Annotated in this window: 15 protein-coding genes; 7 read left to right on the top strand and 8 right to left on the bottom strand. The window is 68.7% G+C overall.

What is annotated here, in order from left to right; genetic code table 11:
• Positions 1-53: 53 nt before the first annotated feature.
• From VI08_RS12535 to VI08_RS12520, 4 genes are all read right to left on the bottom strand, one after another.
• The gene (locus VI08_RS12535) at positions 54-2,414 is read right to left on the bottom strand and encodes a phosphoketolase family protein (protein ID WP_045829913.1); all 2,361 of its coding nucleotides are present in this window, start codon (positions 2,412-2,414) and stop codon (positions 54-56) included.
• An 89-nt stretch (positions 2,415-2,503) separates the two neighbouring features.
• Positions 2,504-3,412 (bottom strand): restriction endonuclease, encoded by a 909-nt coding sequence (locus tag VI08_RS20915; RefSeq protein ID WP_052697886.1) that lies wholly within the window; start codon positions 3,410-3,412, stop codon positions 2,504-2,506.
• A 51-nt stretch (positions 3,413-3,463) separates the two neighbouring features.
• Positions 3,464-3,706: a hypothetical protein gene (locus tag VI08_RS12525; RefSeq protein ID WP_045829912.1), complete on the bottom strand. Its 243-nt coding sequence runs from the start codon at positions 3,704-3,706 to the stop codon at positions 3,464-3,466.
• Between the two features lie 77 nt (positions 3,707-3,783).
• Complete coding sequence (locus tag VI08_RS12520) at positions 3,784-4,392, bottom strand: TetR/AcrR family transcriptional regulator (protein ID WP_198148940.1); 609 nt, start codon at positions 4,390-4,392, stop codon at positions 3,784-3,786.
• Positions 4,393-4,493: 101 nt separating this feature from the next.
• Here VI08_RS12520 and VI08_RS12515 point away from each other — a divergent pair, with 101 nt between their 5' ends.
• Complete coding sequence (locus tag VI08_RS12515; protein WP_045829911.1) at positions 4,494-5,039, top strand: hypothetical protein; 546 nt, start codon at positions 4,494-4,496, stop codon at positions 5,037-5,039.
• On the opposite strand, the gene VI08_RS12510 is transcribed toward VI08_RS12515, so the two are convergent.
• On the bottom strand, positions 5,011-6,039 hold the full coding sequence (locus VI08_RS12510) for an HDOD domain-containing protein (protein WP_052697881.1): 1,029 nt from the start codon (positions 6,037-6,039) through the stop codon (positions 5,011-5,013). The two genes, VI08_RS12515 and VI08_RS12510, sit on opposite strands and share 29 nt — an antisense overlap.
• 77 nt (positions 6,040-6,116) lie before the next feature.
• On the opposite strand from VI08_RS12510, the gene VI08_RS12505 reads away from it, so the two are divergent.
• A complete protein-coding gene (locus VI08_RS12505) occupies positions 6,117-6,986 on the top strand; it encodes a pseudouridine synthase (protein ID WP_045829910.1) in 870 nt (289 codons plus the stop codon).
• 30 nt (positions 6,987-7,016) lie between these two features.
• Positions 7,017-8,414 carry an MFS transporter gene (locus VI08_RS12500; protein WP_045829909.1) on the top strand — a complete coding sequence of 466 codons (1,398 nt, stop codon included), beginning with the start codon at positions 7,017-7,019 and terminating at the stop codon, positions 8,412-8,414.
• 102 nt (positions 8,415-8,516) lie between these two features.
• On the opposite strand, the gene aat is transcribed toward VI08_RS12500, so the two are convergent.
• From aat to trxB, 3 genes are read right to left on the bottom strand one after another with little or no spacing between them, the layout of a single operon-like run.
• Complete coding sequence (gene aat / locus VI08_RS12495; RefSeq protein ID WP_045829908.1) at positions 8,517-9,230, bottom strand: leucyl/phenylalanyl-tRNA--protein transferase; 714 nt, start codon at positions 9,228-9,230, stop codon at positions 8,517-8,519.
• The gene (locus VI08_RS12490) at positions 9,227-10,360 is read right to left on the bottom strand and encodes a GNAT family N-acetyltransferase (protein ID WP_045829907.1); all 1,134 of its coding nucleotides are present in this window, start codon (positions 10,358-10,360) and stop codon (positions 9,227-9,229) included. Before VI08_RS12490 ends, aat begins: the two co-directional genes overlap by 4 nt.
• 15 nt (positions 10,361-10,375) lie before the next feature.
• Complete coding sequence (gene trxB / locus VI08_RS12485; protein ID WP_045829906.1) at positions 10,376-11,335, bottom strand: thioredoxin-disulfide reductase; 960 nt, start codon at positions 11,333-11,335, stop codon at positions 10,376-10,378.
• Positions 11,336-11,546: 211 nt separating this feature from the next.
• Between trxB and VI08_RS12480 the strand changes: the two genes are divergently transcribed.
• Genes VI08_RS12480 through lolA form a run of 4 tightly spaced genes read left to right on the top strand, consistent with a single transcriptional unit; the run spans position 11,547 to position 16,107 of the window.
• Positions 11,547-12,611: an alanine dehydrogenase gene (locus tag VI08_RS12480; RefSeq protein ID WP_045829905.1), complete on the top strand. Its 1,065-nt coding sequence runs from the start codon at positions 11,547-11,549 to the stop codon at positions 12,609-12,611.
• A 32-nt stretch (positions 12,612-12,643) separates the two neighbouring features.
• Entirely contained in the window at positions 12,644-14,989 is a 2,346-nt protein-coding gene (locus VI08_RS12475) for a DNA translocase FtsK (RefSeq protein WP_045829904.1), read from the top strand.
• Between the two features lie 4 nt (positions 14,990-14,993).
• Positions 14,994-15,422, top strand: a complete 429-nt coding sequence (locus tag VI08_RS12470) for a hypothetical protein (protein WP_045829903.1) — start codon at positions 14,994-14,996, stop codon at positions 15,420-15,422.
• Positions 15,423-15,453: 31 nt separating this feature from the next.
• Positions 15,454-16,107 (top strand): outer membrane lipoprotein chaperone LolA, encoded by a 654-nt coding sequence (gene lolA, locus VI08_RS12465; protein WP_045829902.1) that lies wholly within the window; start codon positions 15,454-15,456, stop codon positions 16,105-16,107.
• Positions 16,108-16,227 lie beyond the last annotated feature (120 nt).

Here is a 16,227-nt window from a genome sequence, read left to right as displayed (position 1 = left end):
AGCGCGCTTGCGCGCGATCGCGCGCAAGCGCGCTCCCACAGGGGTGGTGCGGGTCAGGCTTCGGGCTGCCATTGCCAGTCGCGTACCTCGGGCAGGTCCTGGCCGTGCTCGCTGACGTAGAGCTTGTGGCGCTGGATGTCGGCCCAGTAGCGCTGCTCGGCTTTTTCGCGCTCGCCGGCGAGGCGGGGCACGCGGTTGATGACATCGAGGGCGAGCTGGAAACGGTCCATGTTGTTGAGGACCATCATGTCCAGCGCCGTGGTCGTGGTGCCTTCTTCCTTGTAACCGCGCACATGGAAGTTATCGTGGTTATGCCGCCGGTAGGTGAGCTTGTGCACGATGCCGGGATAGCCGTGGAATGCGAACACCACGGGCTTGTCCCGGGTGAACAGGTCGTCGAACTGGTCGTCGTCCATGCCATGCGGGTGCTCGTCGGGCGTTTCCAGCGACATCAGGTCCACGACGTTCACCACGCGGATGCGCAGGTCGGGCACGTACTCGCGCAGCAGCATCACCGCCGCCAGCACTTCCACCGTGGGCGCATCGCCCGCGCAGGCCATCACCACCTCCGGGTCGTCGCCGCCGCGGCCGGCCCATTCCCAGATGCCGGCGCCAGCGGTGCAATGGCGGATCGCGGCCTCCATGTCGAGCCACTGCCAGTCGGGTTGCTTGCCCGCGATGATGACGTTGACGTAGTGGCGGCTGCGCAGGCAATGGTCCGCGACCGAGAGCAGGCAATTCGCATCCGGTGGCAGGTAGATGCGGACGATCTCGCTCTTCTTGTTTGCCACGTGGTCGATGAAGCCAGGATCCTGGTGCGAGAACCCGTTGTGGTCCTGGTGCCATACGTGCGAACTGAGCAGGTAGTTCAGCGACGCCACGGGCGGCCGCCAATCCATCTTGCGCGTGGTCTTCAGCCACTTCGCATGCTGGTTGAACATGGAGTCGATGATGTGGATGAACGCCTCGTAGCACGAGAAAAAGCCGTGCCGGCCCGTGAGGAGGTAACCCTCGAGCCAGCCCTGGCACTGGTGCTCGCTCAGCATCTCCATGACGCGGCCGTCAGGTGCCAGGTCGACGTCGACACCCTGGTATTCGGCCAGCCAGGTCTTGGGGCTCGCCTCGTAGATGGCCTCAAGCCGGTTCGACGCGGTTTCGTCAGGGCCGAACACGCGGAAGGTGCGCATGTTCTGCCGCATCACCTCGCGCAGGAAACGGCCAAGCACGCGCGTGGCCTCGGCCTTGTGGTCACCGGGTGCCTTCACGTCTTCGGCGAAGGGCGCGAAGTGCGGCATGTGCAGCGGCTTCAGCAGCAAGCCGCCGTTGGCGTGCGGGTTCATGCCCATGCGCCGCTGGCCCTTGGGGGCCAGCGAGGCGTATTCCTCGCGGAAACGGCCCTCCTCGTCGAACAGCTCGTGCGCGTCGTAGCTCTTCATCCATTCTTCAAGCTGCCGCACGTGCTCGTCGGAGTCGAAGTTCGACAAGGGAACCTGGTGCGCGCGCCACGTGCCTTCGACGGGCTTGCCGTCCACTTCCTTCGGGCCGGTCCAGCCCTTTGGGCTGCGGAATACGATCATCGGCCAGCGTGGCCGCCTGGCGTTCTCGGCGCTTTCTTCGCGTGCGTCTTTCTGGATGCGGCGGATCTCGTCGAGGCAGGTGTCCAGCGCCGCAGCGAAGGCCTGGTGCATCGCCTCGGGCTCGTGGCCTTCGACGAAGTGCGGCTCGTAGCCATAGCCGCGCATCAGGTCGCGCAGCTCGTCGGGCTCGATGCGCGCGAGCACCGTGGGGTTTGCGATCTTGAAGCCGTTGAGGTGCAGGATGGGCAATACGGCGCCGTCGCGCACGGGGTTCAGGAACTTGTTCGAATGCCAGCTGGTGGCGAGCGCGCCGGTCTCGGCCTCGCCGTCGCCCACCACGCACGCGACGATGAGCTCGGGGTTGTCGAATGCCGCGCCGTAGGCGTGCGAGAGCGAATAACCGAGCTCGCCGCCTTCATGGATCGAGCCCGGTGTCTCCGGCGCGACATGGCTGGGGATGCCATACGGCCACGAGAACTGGCGGAACAATTCGCGCATGCCGGCCTTGCTGCGGTCGATGCGCGGGTAGATCTCGGTGTACGAGCCCTCGAGGTAGGTGTGTGCCACCGGCCCCGGGCCGCCGTGGCCGGGGCCCATCACGTAGATCATGTTGAGGTCGCGCTCGACGATGGCGCGGTTGAGGTGGGTGTAGACGAAGTTGAGGCCGGTCGTGGTGCCCCAGTGGCCGAGCAAGCGGTGCTTGATGTGCTCGCGTGTCAGCGGCTCCTCGAGCATCGGGTTGTCGCGCAGGTAGATCTGGCCAACGGTGAGGTAGTTCGCGGCACGCCAGTACGCATGCATGCGGCGCAGCAGGTCGGGATCGAGCGTGTTCGTCATGGGTGGGCCTGGGGACGGGGATATGCTCCGCCCAGCCTAGGCCCGGGGTGATGGCAAACGCGTGAACACGCGCGGGCTGGCGCGGCCGCCTAGTACGAACCCACTTCGCGCGTGTTGCGCTCCATGACCTTCAAGGCGTCGTCGGCCTTCTTGCGGCTGGTGGCGGCCTCGTCGTCGCGCCGGGCCTGGGCGCGCGCGGCCAGCTCGCGGGCCAGCGACGGGGACACCTCGTCCGCGTGCGCGGCGGGCGGCACCGCGGTGACCTCCGGCGCCACCGGCGTGGTGGCGGGCGCGGTGGGGCCTTCTGCAGGCGGCGGCAGCACGGCGACGCTGGCCGCCTGGGGCGGCATGGCCGCGGTGGTACCGGTGGCCGGGGCCTGGGCGAAAGGCGCCGAGGCCGTCGCCGCCGGGGCCTCGTCGTCATGGTCCACGAACGCACGCCACACGAAGAAACCCAGCAGCAGCGCGATCATGCCACCCATGAGGGCCGGCACCAGCCTGGGGCGGCCGTCACGGCGCGCGCGGCGCTTGGCCGCCGCGGCGGTGCGGGCCACCTTCTCGGCCGGGCGCGTGCCGGGCAGGGAGGTATCGAGGTGGTCGGGCAGCTTCAGCATGGCGCGCAGCACCTCGCCATCGACGAGCTGGATGCGCGGCTGGCGGGCGACGGCCTTGCGGGCGGCCTGGGTAAACGACCCGCGGGTGACGAGCACGCCGCGGCCGGCGGCCTCGTTGATCATGGCGCTCATCAGCTGCTGCACTTCGGCCACGTCCACGAACAGGGCATCCCAGTGGCCGCACTGGACGATGCCGGTGTCGCCGCCGCGGCGGATGCGCATGTCGAGGCCCGCGTTGCCGAGGGCCTTCAGGTCGTGGGCGGAAACGAGCTCCACGCGATAGCCCTGCCCGCGGTAATGCTCCGCGAGCAGATGCTCGAAATCCTGCCAGGCGAGCCGCGCAAGCGCGTCGCCGGCCTCGGGAAGGCGTGCCGAAAAAGCCAAGGGGGTGGAAACCCTGCCAAAGGAATCAGTGACAGATTATACACTCTTGAATTAATTGCCGGAATTCCGCCGACCTTGGGCGGCGGCGGCCGCCACCATGCCGTCGATGGCACGCTCGATTTCCTCGTCCCGGGCCTGCGGGTGCACCACCACGCACAGGGACGCCTCGTCGAGGTTGCGAACGGCCACGGGGCAGCAGACCTTGCCGTCGCTGGCCCGCATGGCGGGTGGGGTGGCGCGCGGCGCGTAGAAATCGCGCCGGAACCGCTGGCCGTCCTGGGGGCCGCCAGCCATGAGGGAAATCCATGTGTACATGGATGGACTATCGGCGCAGCGCGGGGGCGCCGTAGAGACAATTCCGGCAGCGTTTCTCAGTCGTGCCGGCGGGGCCCGGCCCGCCCCGCGTCCGCGGCCGCGAACATCGCGTCGAGTAGCGCGTCGGCCGTGGTCCCTTCCGGCGCCAGGCGTGGCAGGCCTGCGAGCCGCCCATCGAGGAGCAGAAGGGTATAGCCGTGCACTAGCGCCCACCCGCCGAGCACTTCACCCAGCTGCGCCACGCTCAGGTCGGTGGCTGGCATGTGGCGCGCGGCGGCGATGTGCTGCAGCGCATGGAGCCGGGCCGCGCGCAGGCTCTCGTTGGCGTCGTCGAGGCGATCGGTGCGGAACATCAGCTGGAAGAGAGCAGGGTTTGCCACCGCAAAGGCGATGTAGGCACGCGCGCCGTCCCACCGGCGCGCGTCAGGCGCGGTGACAGCGGCGCGGAGGGCCTCGCCGAAGCGGCGGAAGCCGTCGGCCGCCAGGGCGGTGAGCAGGCCCGTCAGGTCGCCGAAATGGTGGGTGGGCGCCGCGTGCGAGACGCCGGCTTCGCGCGCCGCCGCCCGCAGGGTCATGCCGGGCAGGCCGTCCCGTCTCAGCACGGTCTCGGCGGCGGCGAGCAGCGCGTCGCGAAGGGCGCCATGGTGGTACGGGGTGGATTTCATGAACTTGATCTTACCACTGTAAAAATCCACCTTGACATCGACTTGCGTGCGCCCCAGCATATCTTTCCACTGTAAAGATGTCGCATTGACGGGGATTCTCCATGCCACTTCTCCTGGCCTTCCTGCCGTTCATCGCGTTCGCGGCCGCCAGTTCACTTGGGTACCCGTTGACGGGCCTGTGCCTGGCCGCGGGGGTCGCCGCGTGCTCGCTTGCGCACGCCGCCACGCGGCCCGTGCGTCGGGTACGCATCCTCGACGTGGGCACTGTCGTGCTGTTCGCGGGGGTGGCGTGTGTCGTGGCGCTGCGTGGCCAGGCGCTGGCCATCAGCCTGACAAGGGCCATCGTCGACGCTGGCCTGAGCCTTGTCATCGTTGCCACCGTCGCGTTGGGGCGGCCGTTCACGCGTGATTTCGCCCCGCCGGCGGCCGCGCTGGTGCCGGGGCGGCAACGCGCCTACCGGATCACGTCGCTGGCATGGGCGGCCGCCTTCGCCGTGTTCGTCGCGGTGGACCTCGCGCTGTGGCGCGACATGCTGACGGCGCGGCAGGCCACGTTGGCGATCGTGGGCGTGGGCTTTGCCAGCTACCGGTTTTCCCGCTGGTACGTGACGCGAGGCGTCAGGCCTCGGCCGCGTCCGGCGCCTTGAGGTCGTCGTGGGCCGCCTGCAGGCGGTCCTGGCTGAAGCCCTGCGCCGCGGTGGCGAGCAGCACGCTATCGGGCTCGGCGAGGCCCTGTTCCACCAGTACATCGAGCATCGCGACCCGGCTGGCGGCGAGAAGCGCACGGCCCAGTGGCGTGCGGGCGCCGGCATCGGCCGGGTCGGCGCGCTCGGCCAGGGCCTGCACCACGCGCGACGGGAACTCCCAGTAGCGGGCGGCGTGGAGCGAGAGCCGCTCCACTTGCTGGCCGATGGCCGCGACGAAGGGCCGGCTGAGCCCGTCCTGCGGCAGGCCCGCGGCATCGAGTTCGAGGAGGATGGTCTGCGCGCCTGTCTGGCTGACGAGGCCCGCAAGGAACGCCTCGAACGCATCGGCGGCCGGGCGGCTGAGGAAGACGCAGGTGCGGGCGCAGCGTTCGGCGTGCTCCCACAGGCGCTCGCCCGCGGCGCGGCTGGTGGCGTCGGCGTCGGTGCGCAGGATGGGGCGCATCACCAGTTGCATCACGACGCGGCGCAGCCCGTTCTGGCCCAGCAGCGTGATGGCCTGGGGCAGGCCGGTGACCGGGCGGGCGGTGCGGAAATAGGCGCTGTTGGCGACGCGGATGATCTCGCCGACCAGCACCGTGTCGCGGGCGATCTGCTCGGCGAGCGCGCGGCTGTCGCTGTCGGTGTTGCGCAGCGAGCGCATCAGCTGCGGCACAACCGAGGGCAGCCGGGGCAGGGTGCCGACGTCGAAGCGTTCGCCGCCAAAGGCATCGCGCACGCGGCGCAGGGCCGCCTGCTCGGTGGCGGTCATGGCGGGTTCGGTCGACGGGCCCACGCCGAGCAGCATGCGGTAGAAGCGGTCTTCCACTTCCTCCGCCGCGGTGGCGTTGCCATGCGCGGGCGGCTGGACGGCGACCGCCACGTAGGCATGCTCGCGTTCGGTCTCCACCGGGGTCGCAGGGGTGCCGGCGCCGAAAAGCTTCCTGAAAAACCGGCCGATCACGCGCGACAACCTCGATACCAGACGATGGGGGTGGGGGTTTGCAGTATATGCGCACAGGGGGCGCCTACAATGATTGGATGCCCGACCTCCCGCCAAGCCGCGTCGCCCTCCCCGTGGGGGCGTGGTGTACCGTCCTCGATTTCCTCTGCGAACGTTTCCCCGCCGTGGGCCGCGAGGCGTGGGCTGGGCGCATGGCGCGCGGCCTCGTGGAAGACGGCCACGGCCCGCTGCCGCCCGATGCGCCCTACCGGGCCGGCGCCACCGTGGTCTATCGGCGCGAGGTGGCGGCCGAGCCGCGCGTGCCGTTCGAGGAAACCCTGGTGCACGTGGACGACGACCTGGTCGTGGTCGACAAGCCCCACTTCCTGCCGGTGATGCCCGCGGGCGCGTATGTCGAGGAGACCCTGTCGGTGCGCCTTGTCCGCCGTCTTGGCCAGCCCGGCCTCGTAGCGTTGCACCGGCTCGACCGGGCCACGGCGGGGCTGGTGGTGTTCTCGGCACGCCCGGCCAGCCGGGATGCGTACAGCCGGCTGTTCCGCGAGCGCCGCATCGGCAAGGTGTACGAGGCGCTGGCGCCCCCCTTGCCGGGGGTGTCGTTCCCGCTCGTCCGCGAGAGCCGCCTCGTGCGCGGCGAGCCTTTCTTCCGCATGGCCGAGGCGCCGGGCGAACCCAATGCGCTCACGCGCATCGACGTGATCGCCCGCGGCGAGACGCACTGGCGCTACCGGCTGGAGCCGGTGACCGGCCGCAAGCACCAGCTTCGCGTGCACATGGCGGCGCTGGGCGCGCCGATCGCCGGCGACACTTTCTACCCGGCGCTGCGCGACGAGGCACCGGGCTTCGTCGAGCCGCTTTGCCTGCTGGCCCGCGAGCTGCGGTTCGTCGACCCCCTCACCGGGCATGAACGGATCTTTAGAAGCGGCCGCGAGCTCCACGTGCTCTGTTAAACTCGCGTTCTCCCCGCCGCGCATTCCCGGATGAGCACCGCACCAGGCTTTCGTACCGTTGCCCTGATCATCGCCTCGGCGATGTTCATGGAGCAATTGGACGGCACCATCCTGGCCACCGCGCTGCCCGCCATGGCCGCCTCGTTCGACGTCTCCCCGCTGCACATGAGCGTGGCGCTCACGTCCTACATGCTGAGCCTGGCCGTGTTCATTCCGGCCAGTGGCGCCATCGCCGATCGTTACGGTTCGCGCAACGTGTTCCGCGCGGCCATCGCGCTGTTCACCATCGGCTCCATCCTCTGCGGCCTCGCCGGCAACCTGCCGCTGCTTGTCGTGTCGCGCCTGCTGCAGGGCATCGGTGGCGCCATGATGGTGCCCGTGGGCCGGCTCGTGCTGCTGCGCTCGGTGCCGAAATCCGAGCTCGTCAGCGCCATGTCGTGGCTGCTGGTGCCCGCGCTCATCGGCCCCGTGGTGGGGCCGCCGCTGGGTGGCTTCATCGTCACGTGGGTGTCGTGGCGCTGGATCTTCTACATCAACGTGCCGATCGGCCTGGCCGGCATCTGGCTGGCCACTAAATATGTCCCCGATGTGCGCCTCACCGAGCGCGTGCCGTTCGATCGCGTGGGCTTCGTGCTGTCGGGCGCGTCGCTGTCGTGCCTGGTGTTCGGCCTGGAGATGGCCAGCCGCGGCTCGGCGTCGCTGGGTGGGTCCACCGGGCTGATCATCGCGGGCATGGTGTGCGGCGCGGGCTACCTGCTGTATTCGCGCAAGGTGGCGCACCCCATCCTCGACATGTCGCTGATGCGTTTCCCCACGTTCCGGCTCTCGGTGGTGGCCGGGTCGCTCACGCGCATCACCGCGGGCGCCGTGCCGTTCCTGCTGCCGCTGATGATGCAGCTGGGCTTTGGCCTGTCGGCGGCGCACAGCGGCGTCATCACGTTTGTCTCGGCGCTTGGCGCCATGTTGATGAAGGCCACGGCCGCGCCCGTGCTGCGCCGGTTCGGGTTCCGCGCCACGCTGGTATGGAACGGCGTTTTCTCCATGGTGTGCGTGGCGCTGTGCGCGCTGTTCCGCCCCGATTGGCCGCTGTGGATCATCTACGCGGTGCTGCTGCTCTCGGGCTTTTTCCAGTCGCTGCAGTTCAGCGCGTACAACACGGTGGCCTATGCCGACGTGCCGAGCGAGCGGTTCTCCAGTGCCACCAGCTTCTACACCACGTTCCAGCAGCTGATGCTGTCGCTGGGCATCTGCGTCGCCGCCGCCGCGCTGCACGTCAGCGTCGTGTGGCATGGGCGCGACAGTGCCGCCATGCCCGATTTCTCGGTGGCGTTCCTGGTGGTCACGTTCATCTCGCTCATCGCCGCGCCGGTGTGTGCGCTGTTGCCGAGGAATGCGGGGGCAGAAATGAGTGGGCACAGGGCGCGCTGAGGCGCCCTTTGTAGGAGCGCGCTTTGCGCGCGACGCCTTTCGTACAGCCGCCACAGGGTCTGTGGATTTTTCGCGAGGAGATGTCGCCCACAGGGTGGGCTCCTACAGGGGCATCGCGACCTGGGCTTTGATCCAGGAGCCCGGCATGCCGGGCATCGCGGCCAGGCGCCTGGCCTGCGCCACGAACTGTTTCCGCGGCACTTCGATCGCGCCCATGCTTAAAAGGTGCGGGTTGGTCACCTGTGCATCGAGTAGCGGGAAGCCCCAGCCGTGCAGTAGCTGGCATAGCCCGGCCAGCGCCACTTTCGAACCGCCGCTGCGCGCGCTGAACATCGATTCGCCGCAGAACAGGCGGCCGATGCAGACGCCGTAGATGCCGCCGACCAGCGTGCCGCGATCCCACGCCTCCACGCTGTGCGCGTGGCCCATGCGGTGCAGCTCCTGGTACGCCGCCATCATCTCCTCGGTGATCCACGTGCCGGTCTCCCCATGGCGGGGCTCGGCGCAGGCGCGCATGACGCGCGCGAACGAGGTATCGGCCGTGAGGCGCCAGTTCGTCTTCGCCAGCTGTTTCTTCAGGCTGCGGCTTATATGCACCGAATCCGTGCGGAACAGGCAGCGCGGGTCAGGCGACCACCACAGCAGCGGCTCGTCCTCGTTGAACCAGGGGAACACGCCTTGCGAGTAGGCGGCGAGCAAACGCTCGGCTGACAGGTCGCCGCCCCAGGCGAGCAGGCCATTCGGTTCGTCCAGTGCCTGTTCCGGGTCGGGGAACAGCTGCGGGCGGGCAGGGTGGAGCTGGGGCAGGCGAATCATCGGTCCGCGTACGGCGAATGGGTGAGCAGCTCGGCGCGGTAAGCCTCGCGGTGTTCGGCTTCGTGTTCAAGGGCCTCGGCCACGGCGCGGCGGAAGCCATCGTGGGCGATGTAGTGGCGCGAGTGGGTGAGGGTGGGCAGGAAGCCGCGGGCCAGCTTGTGCTCGCCCTGGGCGCCCGGCTCGAAGCGGGCGATGCCCTCGCGGATCGCGTAATCGATGCCGCGGTAATAGCAGAGTTCGAAGTGCAGCCCCGAGACCTCGACGCTCGCGCCCCAGTAACGCCCGTACAGTGCGTCGGCACTGCGCAGGAACAGCGCCATGGCCACGATATCGTGGGCGTCGCGGGCCATCGCCACCTGCACGTTCGCCCCCAGGGTGCGGCCCAGGTACTGGAAGAACCGGGCGGTGAGTGCCGCGTGGTTGCCCTTCATGTCGAAGGTGAGTTCATACAGGGCGTGCACCTGCCGCCATTCGTCGTCACTGAGCTCGTCGCCGCCGCGCATCTGAAGCGTCAGCCCGGCCTGGTGCGCCCTGGCCCGCTCCTGGCGAATGTTCTTCCGCTTCTTGGCAGTAAGGGCGCCGAGGAAGTCGTCGAAGGTGGCGTAGCCGGCGTTGTGCCAGTGGAACTGGTAGTCCGCGCGCACCAGCCAGCGGTCGTCGAAGGCGTGCAGGTCGGCCTCGGCGAGGAAGTTGGCATGGATGGACGACAGCCCGAGCCGGTCGGCCTCGTCCACGAGCGCCGCGGTGAGCTGGTTGCGGTACACCTCGGCCAGCGGCCCTTCGCGCACCAGCAGGCGCGGGCCTGGCACGGGCGAGTAGGGCGACGCGACCAGCATCTTGGGGTAGTAGGCCCCGCCGGCCCGTTCCCAGGCCGCCGCCCAGCTCCAGTCGAAGACGAACTCGCCGTGCGAGTTGCCCTTCAGGTAGGTGGGTGCCGCCGCGACGAGGCGGCCGTTCTCATGGATGGCAAGATGGTAGGGCGCCCAGCCGTAGTCTTCGCGCAGGCAGCCCTTCGCCTCCATCCCGTGCAGGAACGCATGGGAGACGAAGGGGTTGCCATCGGGAATGAGCGCGTCCCAGTCGGCGGCGGGGACATCGCGCAGGCCCTGCAGGAAGCGGATGTCGAGCATGGGGCCCTTAGGCCATCAGAGCTTGTGGTTCGTGTCGAGCCAGCGCTCGGCGTCCAGCGCGGCCATGCAGCCGAAGCCGGCCGAGGTGATGGCCTGGCGGTAGACATGGTCAGCGACATCGCCGGCGGCGAACACGCCCGGCACCGAGGTGGCCGTGGCCATGCCGACCAGGCCCGACTGGATCTGGATGTAGCCATCCTTCATGTCGAGCTGGCCGTCGAAGATGCCGGTGTTGGGCGTGTGGCCGATGGCCACGAAGAAGCCCTGGGCATCGAGGTCGCGCCGGGTGCCGGTGTTCACGTCCTTGACGCGCACGCCGGTGACGCCGGAGTCGTCGCCCAGCACCTCGTCCACCTGGCTGTTCCAGATGAGCTCGATCTTGCCGGCCGCGGCCTTCTCGAACACCTTGTCCTGCTGGATCTTCTCGGCGCGCAGCTTGTCGCGGCGGTGCACCAGGTACACCTTGCGGGCGATGTTCGAGAGGTAAAGCGCCTCTTCCACCGCCGTGTTGCCACCGCCGACCACCACCACGTCCTGGTCGCGGAAGAAGAAGCCGTCGCAGGTGGCGCAGGCGGAGACGCCGCGGCCCTTGAACTTCTCCTCCGAGGCGATGCCCAGGTACTTGGCGGTGGCGCCCGTGGTGACGATGAGGGCGTCGCAGGTGTACTCGCCGCCGTCGCCCTTGAGGCGGAACGGGCGGTTGGCCAGGTCCACGCTGTGGATGTGGTCGAAGACCATCTCGGTCTCGAACCGCTCGGCGTGCTCGGCCATGCGGCGCATGAGCTCGGGGCCCTGCACACCCTTCTCGTCGCCCGGCCAGTTGTCGACCTCGGTGGTGGTCATCAGCTGGCCACCCAGCTGGAGCCCCGTGACCATCATCGGCTTCAGGTTGGCGCGGGCCGCGTAGACGGCGGCCGTGTAACCGGCGGGGCCGGAGCCGAGGATCAGCAGGCGGCTGTGCTTGGGGGTGCTCATGTATAATCCTTGAGGTTTGCTGCGGCTGTTTCAGTCGTACCGCTCGCCTCTTGCGGCAGGAAGCTGAAGCCGTGTCGAGGTTTGGCGAGATTGCGTCGACCCGCAAGAATGGGGAAGACGGGGGTGCGATTCAAGACGTCCGCTACATGCCGGTGGCCGCCCATGTCCCCACATGGGGGCTTATTTCTGTACTTTCAGGATCTTCCCTAAGATGCGCATTGGTATCCCCTCCGAAACCAAGACCCTCGAGGGCCGCGTGGCCCTCATCCCGGCCGCCGCCGCCGACCTGGTCCGCCGTGGCCACGAGGTATTCATCCAGTCGGGCGCCGGCACCAAGAGCGGCTACGCCGACAGCGACTATTCGGCACTGGGCGTCACCGTGGTGCCCGACGCCGCCGCCGTCTATGAAAAGGGCGAGCTCATCGTCAAGGTCAAGGAACCGATCGAGGGCGATCTCAAGCTGCTCAAGAAGCACCACCTGCTGTTCTGCTACCTGCACCTGGCCGCCGAGCCGGCGCTCACCAAGAGCCTGCTGGACATCGGCCTCACGGGCGTGGCCTTCGAGTCGGTGGAAGAAAACGGCGGCCTGCCGCTGCTCCTGCCCATGTCGGTCATCGCCGGCCGCATCGCCACCCAGGTCGGCACCACGCTCCTGCACCAGCCCAACGGCGGCAAGGGCAAGCTGCTCGGCGGCATGGCCAGCACCCCGCGCGGCAAGGTCGTCGTGCTCGGCGCCGGCGTGGCCGGTGGCAACGCCGCGGCCCTGGCGGCCCAGGCCGGTGCCAACGTGGTCGTGTTCGACAAGCGCCCGGATCGCATGGCCGAGATGATGGCCATGGGCCCGAACGTCACCGCCCTGTATGCCTACGAGTCGTCGGTGGCCGAGGAAGTGCGCACGGCCGACATCGTCGTCGGCGCCGTCCTCATCCCCAGCGCCAAGGCGCCGCGCGTGGTCACCGAGGCCATGGTCAAGACGATGGAGAAGGGCTCCGTGCTCGTCGATATCTCGATCGACCAGGGCGGCTGCTTCGAGACCTCGCGCCCCACCACGTGGAAGGAACCCACCTACGACGTCCACGGCGTCACCCACTTCTGCGTCACCAACATGCCCGGCGCCGTGCCGCAGACCTCGTCCACCGCCATCTCGGCCGCCATCCTGCCGTACGTGCAGCGCCTGGCCGCCGGCAACGAGTGGCGCGACTTCGCGCCGCTGGCGGCGGGCATCAATGTCGAAGGCGGCAAGCTGGTGCACCCGGCGCTTCAGGGCATGGCATGATGCCCCTGGCCGAAGCCGGAGTAGTTCGCTAAGTGGCGCGCAGCGCGAAGGTAGTCAAGAAATCGGCCCGGGCCCAGCCCAGGGCCGAACGGCCGGGCTTGAGCGACGAGCTCAAGCGCCGGCTCCGTGAGGCGGGGGCGCTGCTGCTGCTCCCGCTCGCCCTTTACCTGCTGGTATGCCTGCTCAGCTACAACGACCAGGATCCCAGCTGGGGCCACATGGGCGTGGCCGAGCACGCCACCAACTTCGGTGGCGCGGTGGGCGCGAACATCGCCAACCTGCTGCGGTACATCTTCGGGCTGGTCTCTTACTTCTTCCCGCTGCTGCTGCTGGCCCTGGGCATCCAGGTCATCCGCCACCGCGGCGAGCGCAACGTGCAGCCCTGGGAGCCCTCCCTGCGGCTCATCGGCTTCGTCTTCTTCTTCATCACGGCACCGGCGCTGGTCTACCTCAACGTCGATGCCCCCGTGCTGCCCGAAGGCCCCGGCGGCATCGTCGGCAAGTGGGTGGGCCACGGCCTGCACAATGCCTTCGGCGACAAGGGCGCACCGCTGCTGTTGCTCGCGGTGTGCCTCATCGCCATCACGCTGGCCACCGGCCTGTCGTGGTTCCGGCTCATGGACGCCACCGGCGAGCTGGTCATGAAGATCGGCGGCTGGTTCGGCGGCAAGGTGCGCCAGGCGCCCGAGGTCATGGCCGCCCGTTCCGCCCGCGCCGAGCGCGAGGTGGTCAAGAAGGCCGAGGCCGTGAAGCAGGCGAAGCGCGAGCCGGTCCGCATCGAGACCCCCGCGCCCATGGTCGTCAAGAGCGACCGCGCCGTGCGCGAGAACCAGATCCCCCTGTTCACCGGCGCATCGATGGATGGCGAGGTGCCGCCGCTGTCGCTGCTCGACGAAGCCCCGCCGCAGGGCCCGGGCTACTCGGAAGAAACACTCGAGGTGCTGTCGCGCCAGGTCGAGCTGAAGCTGCGCGATTTCCGCGTCGAGGCCCGCGTGGCCGGCGTGTACCCCGGCCCCGTCATCACCCGTTTCGAACTGGAGCCCGCGGCCGGCGTCCGTGGCAGCCAGGTGAGCAGCCTCGACAAGGACATCGCCCGCGGCCTGTCCGTGGTCAGCGTCCGCGTGGTGGACGTCATCCCGGGCAAGAACGTCATCGGCCTGGAAATCCCGAACACCAAGAAGCAGATCGTCTACCTCTCGGAGATCCTCAAATCCGAGCGCTACGACCAGGTGAAGTCGCCGCTGGCGCTGGCACTGGGCAAGGACATTGGCGGCAAGGCCGTCGTGGCCGATCTCGCCAAGATGCCCCACCTGCTCGTGGCCGGCACCACCGGTTCGGGCAAGTCGGTGGCGGTCAACGCCATGGTCCTCAGCCTGCTCTACAAGAGCAGCGCCAAGGACGTGCGCATGATCATGATCGACCCGAAGATGCTCGAGCTCTCGGTGTACGAGGGCATCCCGCACCTGCTGGCGCCGGTCGTCACCGACATGAAGGAAGCCGCCAACGCCCTGCGCTGGTGCGTGGCCGAGATGGAGCGCCGCTACAAGCTCATGGCCGCGGTGGGCGTGCGCAACCTCGGCGGTTTCAACAAGAAGGTGAAGGACGCCGAGAACAGCGGCCAGCCGCTGCTCGACCCGCTGTTCCGCGCCAACCCGGATATGCCCGGCATGGTGGCCGAGCCGCTCGAGCCGCTGCCGCACATCGTCATCATCATCGACGAATTCGCCGACATGATGATGATCGTCGGCAAGAAGGTCGAGGAACTCATCGCCCGCCTGGCGCAGAAGGCGCGCGCCGCCGGCGTGCACCTCATCCTGGCCACGCAGCGCCCGTCGGTCGACGTCATCACCGGCCTCATCAAGGCCAACATCCCCACGCGCATCGCGTTCCAGGTCTCGTCCAAGATCGACTCGCGCACCATCCTCGACCAGAGCGGTGCCGAGGCCCTGCTGGGCCACGGCGACATGCTCTACCTGCCCCCCGGCACGGCGCAGCCCGAGCGCGTCCACGGCGCCTTCGTCGACGACCACGAGGTGCACAACGTGGTCGAGTGGCTGCGCGCGCAGGGTGCGCCCAACTACATCGAAGGCGTGCTCGAGGAAGTGCAGAGCACGGCCGATGGCAAGATCATCAACGACAGCGGCCTGCCGCAGGAAGCCGACGGCGACGCCGACAGCGACAACGCGCTGTACGATCGCGCCGTGCGCGTGGTAACCGAGACGCGCCGCGCCTCCATCTCCGGCGTGCAGCGCCACCTGCGCATCGGCTACAACCGTGCCGCCCGCCTCGTCGAGCAGATGGAGCAGGACGGCATCGTCAGCGCGCCGCAGCACAACGGCAACCGCGAAGTGCTGGCGCCGCCGCCCCCGAAGGATTAACCCCATGAACGCCATCAAGCCGGGTGCGCTGCGCCAGCGCCCCTGGAGCCTGCTCGTCGCCGGCGACCTCACGCCCAACCGCGAAGTGCTGGACGAGGTCGAGAACGTGTTCGAGCTCAACCCGTCCATTCCGGGCCTGGAACTGCGCGCCGAGGATGGCCGCACCTGCACCGTGGTGCGCGACTACCCCGCCGGCCACACGGCCGAGGTGGACGACGCGCTCGAAGTGATCTTCGCGGAGCAGGGCGAACTGGCCGAAATCGTCGTGCTCGGCCAGGAAGCCCGGCCCGCGCACACGGCCACCCGCGCGGCGCCGTACTGGCACCGCGACGGCAAGGCCATCGCGGATATCAGCGAGAAGATGGAGGCCGGCGAGATCTCGCCGGCTGAAGCCATCGACATGCTTAAGTCGCTGTTCGAAACCGATCGCTGACAATCGCGCCGTCACTGCCTGGACCTTCGCCATGAAACGCTTCCTGCTCGCCGCCTCGCTGCTCGTGCTCAGCCTGCCTGCCTTCGCTGCCGCCGGCCCGGCGCGCGAGCGGCTGGATGCCTTCTCGAAGGGCCTGCACTCGCTCACCGGCCGCTTCAGCCAGACGCTGTACGACGTGAATGGCGGCCCGGGCAAGACCACCACGGGTGTCGTCTCGCTCGAGGCGCCGCGCCAGTTCCGCTGGGAGGTTGCCGCGCCGACCAAGCAGACCATCGTCGCCGACGGCAGCCGCGTGTGGTTGTACGACCCCGACCTGGAACAGGTCACCGTGCGCAAGCAGAGCACCGAGGAAGCGCAGAGCCCGCTCACCGTGCTTACCGACCTTTCGCAGCTCGACAAGGGTTACTTCAAGGTCACCGAGCAGGGCGAGCACGACGGCCTGCAGTGGTTGCGCCTGGCCAGCACCGCGAAGGACCCGGCCTTCGACTACGCCGACCTTGGCTTCGACGCCACGGGCCTGGCCCGCATGGAGTTCAAGGACCAGCTCGGCAACACCACCCGCATCCTGTTCGCGGGCTGGCAGAAAAACACGGCCATCCCCGCCGACACGTTCAACTTCGTGCCGCCCAAGGGCACCGACGTGATCGGCGACGCCCCGGTGCTGCAAACCCAGCCAGTGCACTAACCCCCCCCTTGTGGGAGCGCGCTCGCGCGCGATGGGTACTCGCAGTAACCCCCATCGCGCGCAAGCGCGCTCCCACATGGCGCCCGGATTTCGTGCAAGACTCCGCAGCACGACAAGGGA

It is taken from the genome of Luteibacter yeojuensis (assembly GCF_000964085.1).
GTDB lineage: Bacteria > Pseudomonadota > Gammaproteobacteria > Xanthomonadales > Rhodanobacteraceae > Luteibacter > Luteibacter yeojuensis_A.
Note: the sequence above shows the minus strand (reverse complement) of the source record. Positions and strands in the feature narration are given on the sequence as shown.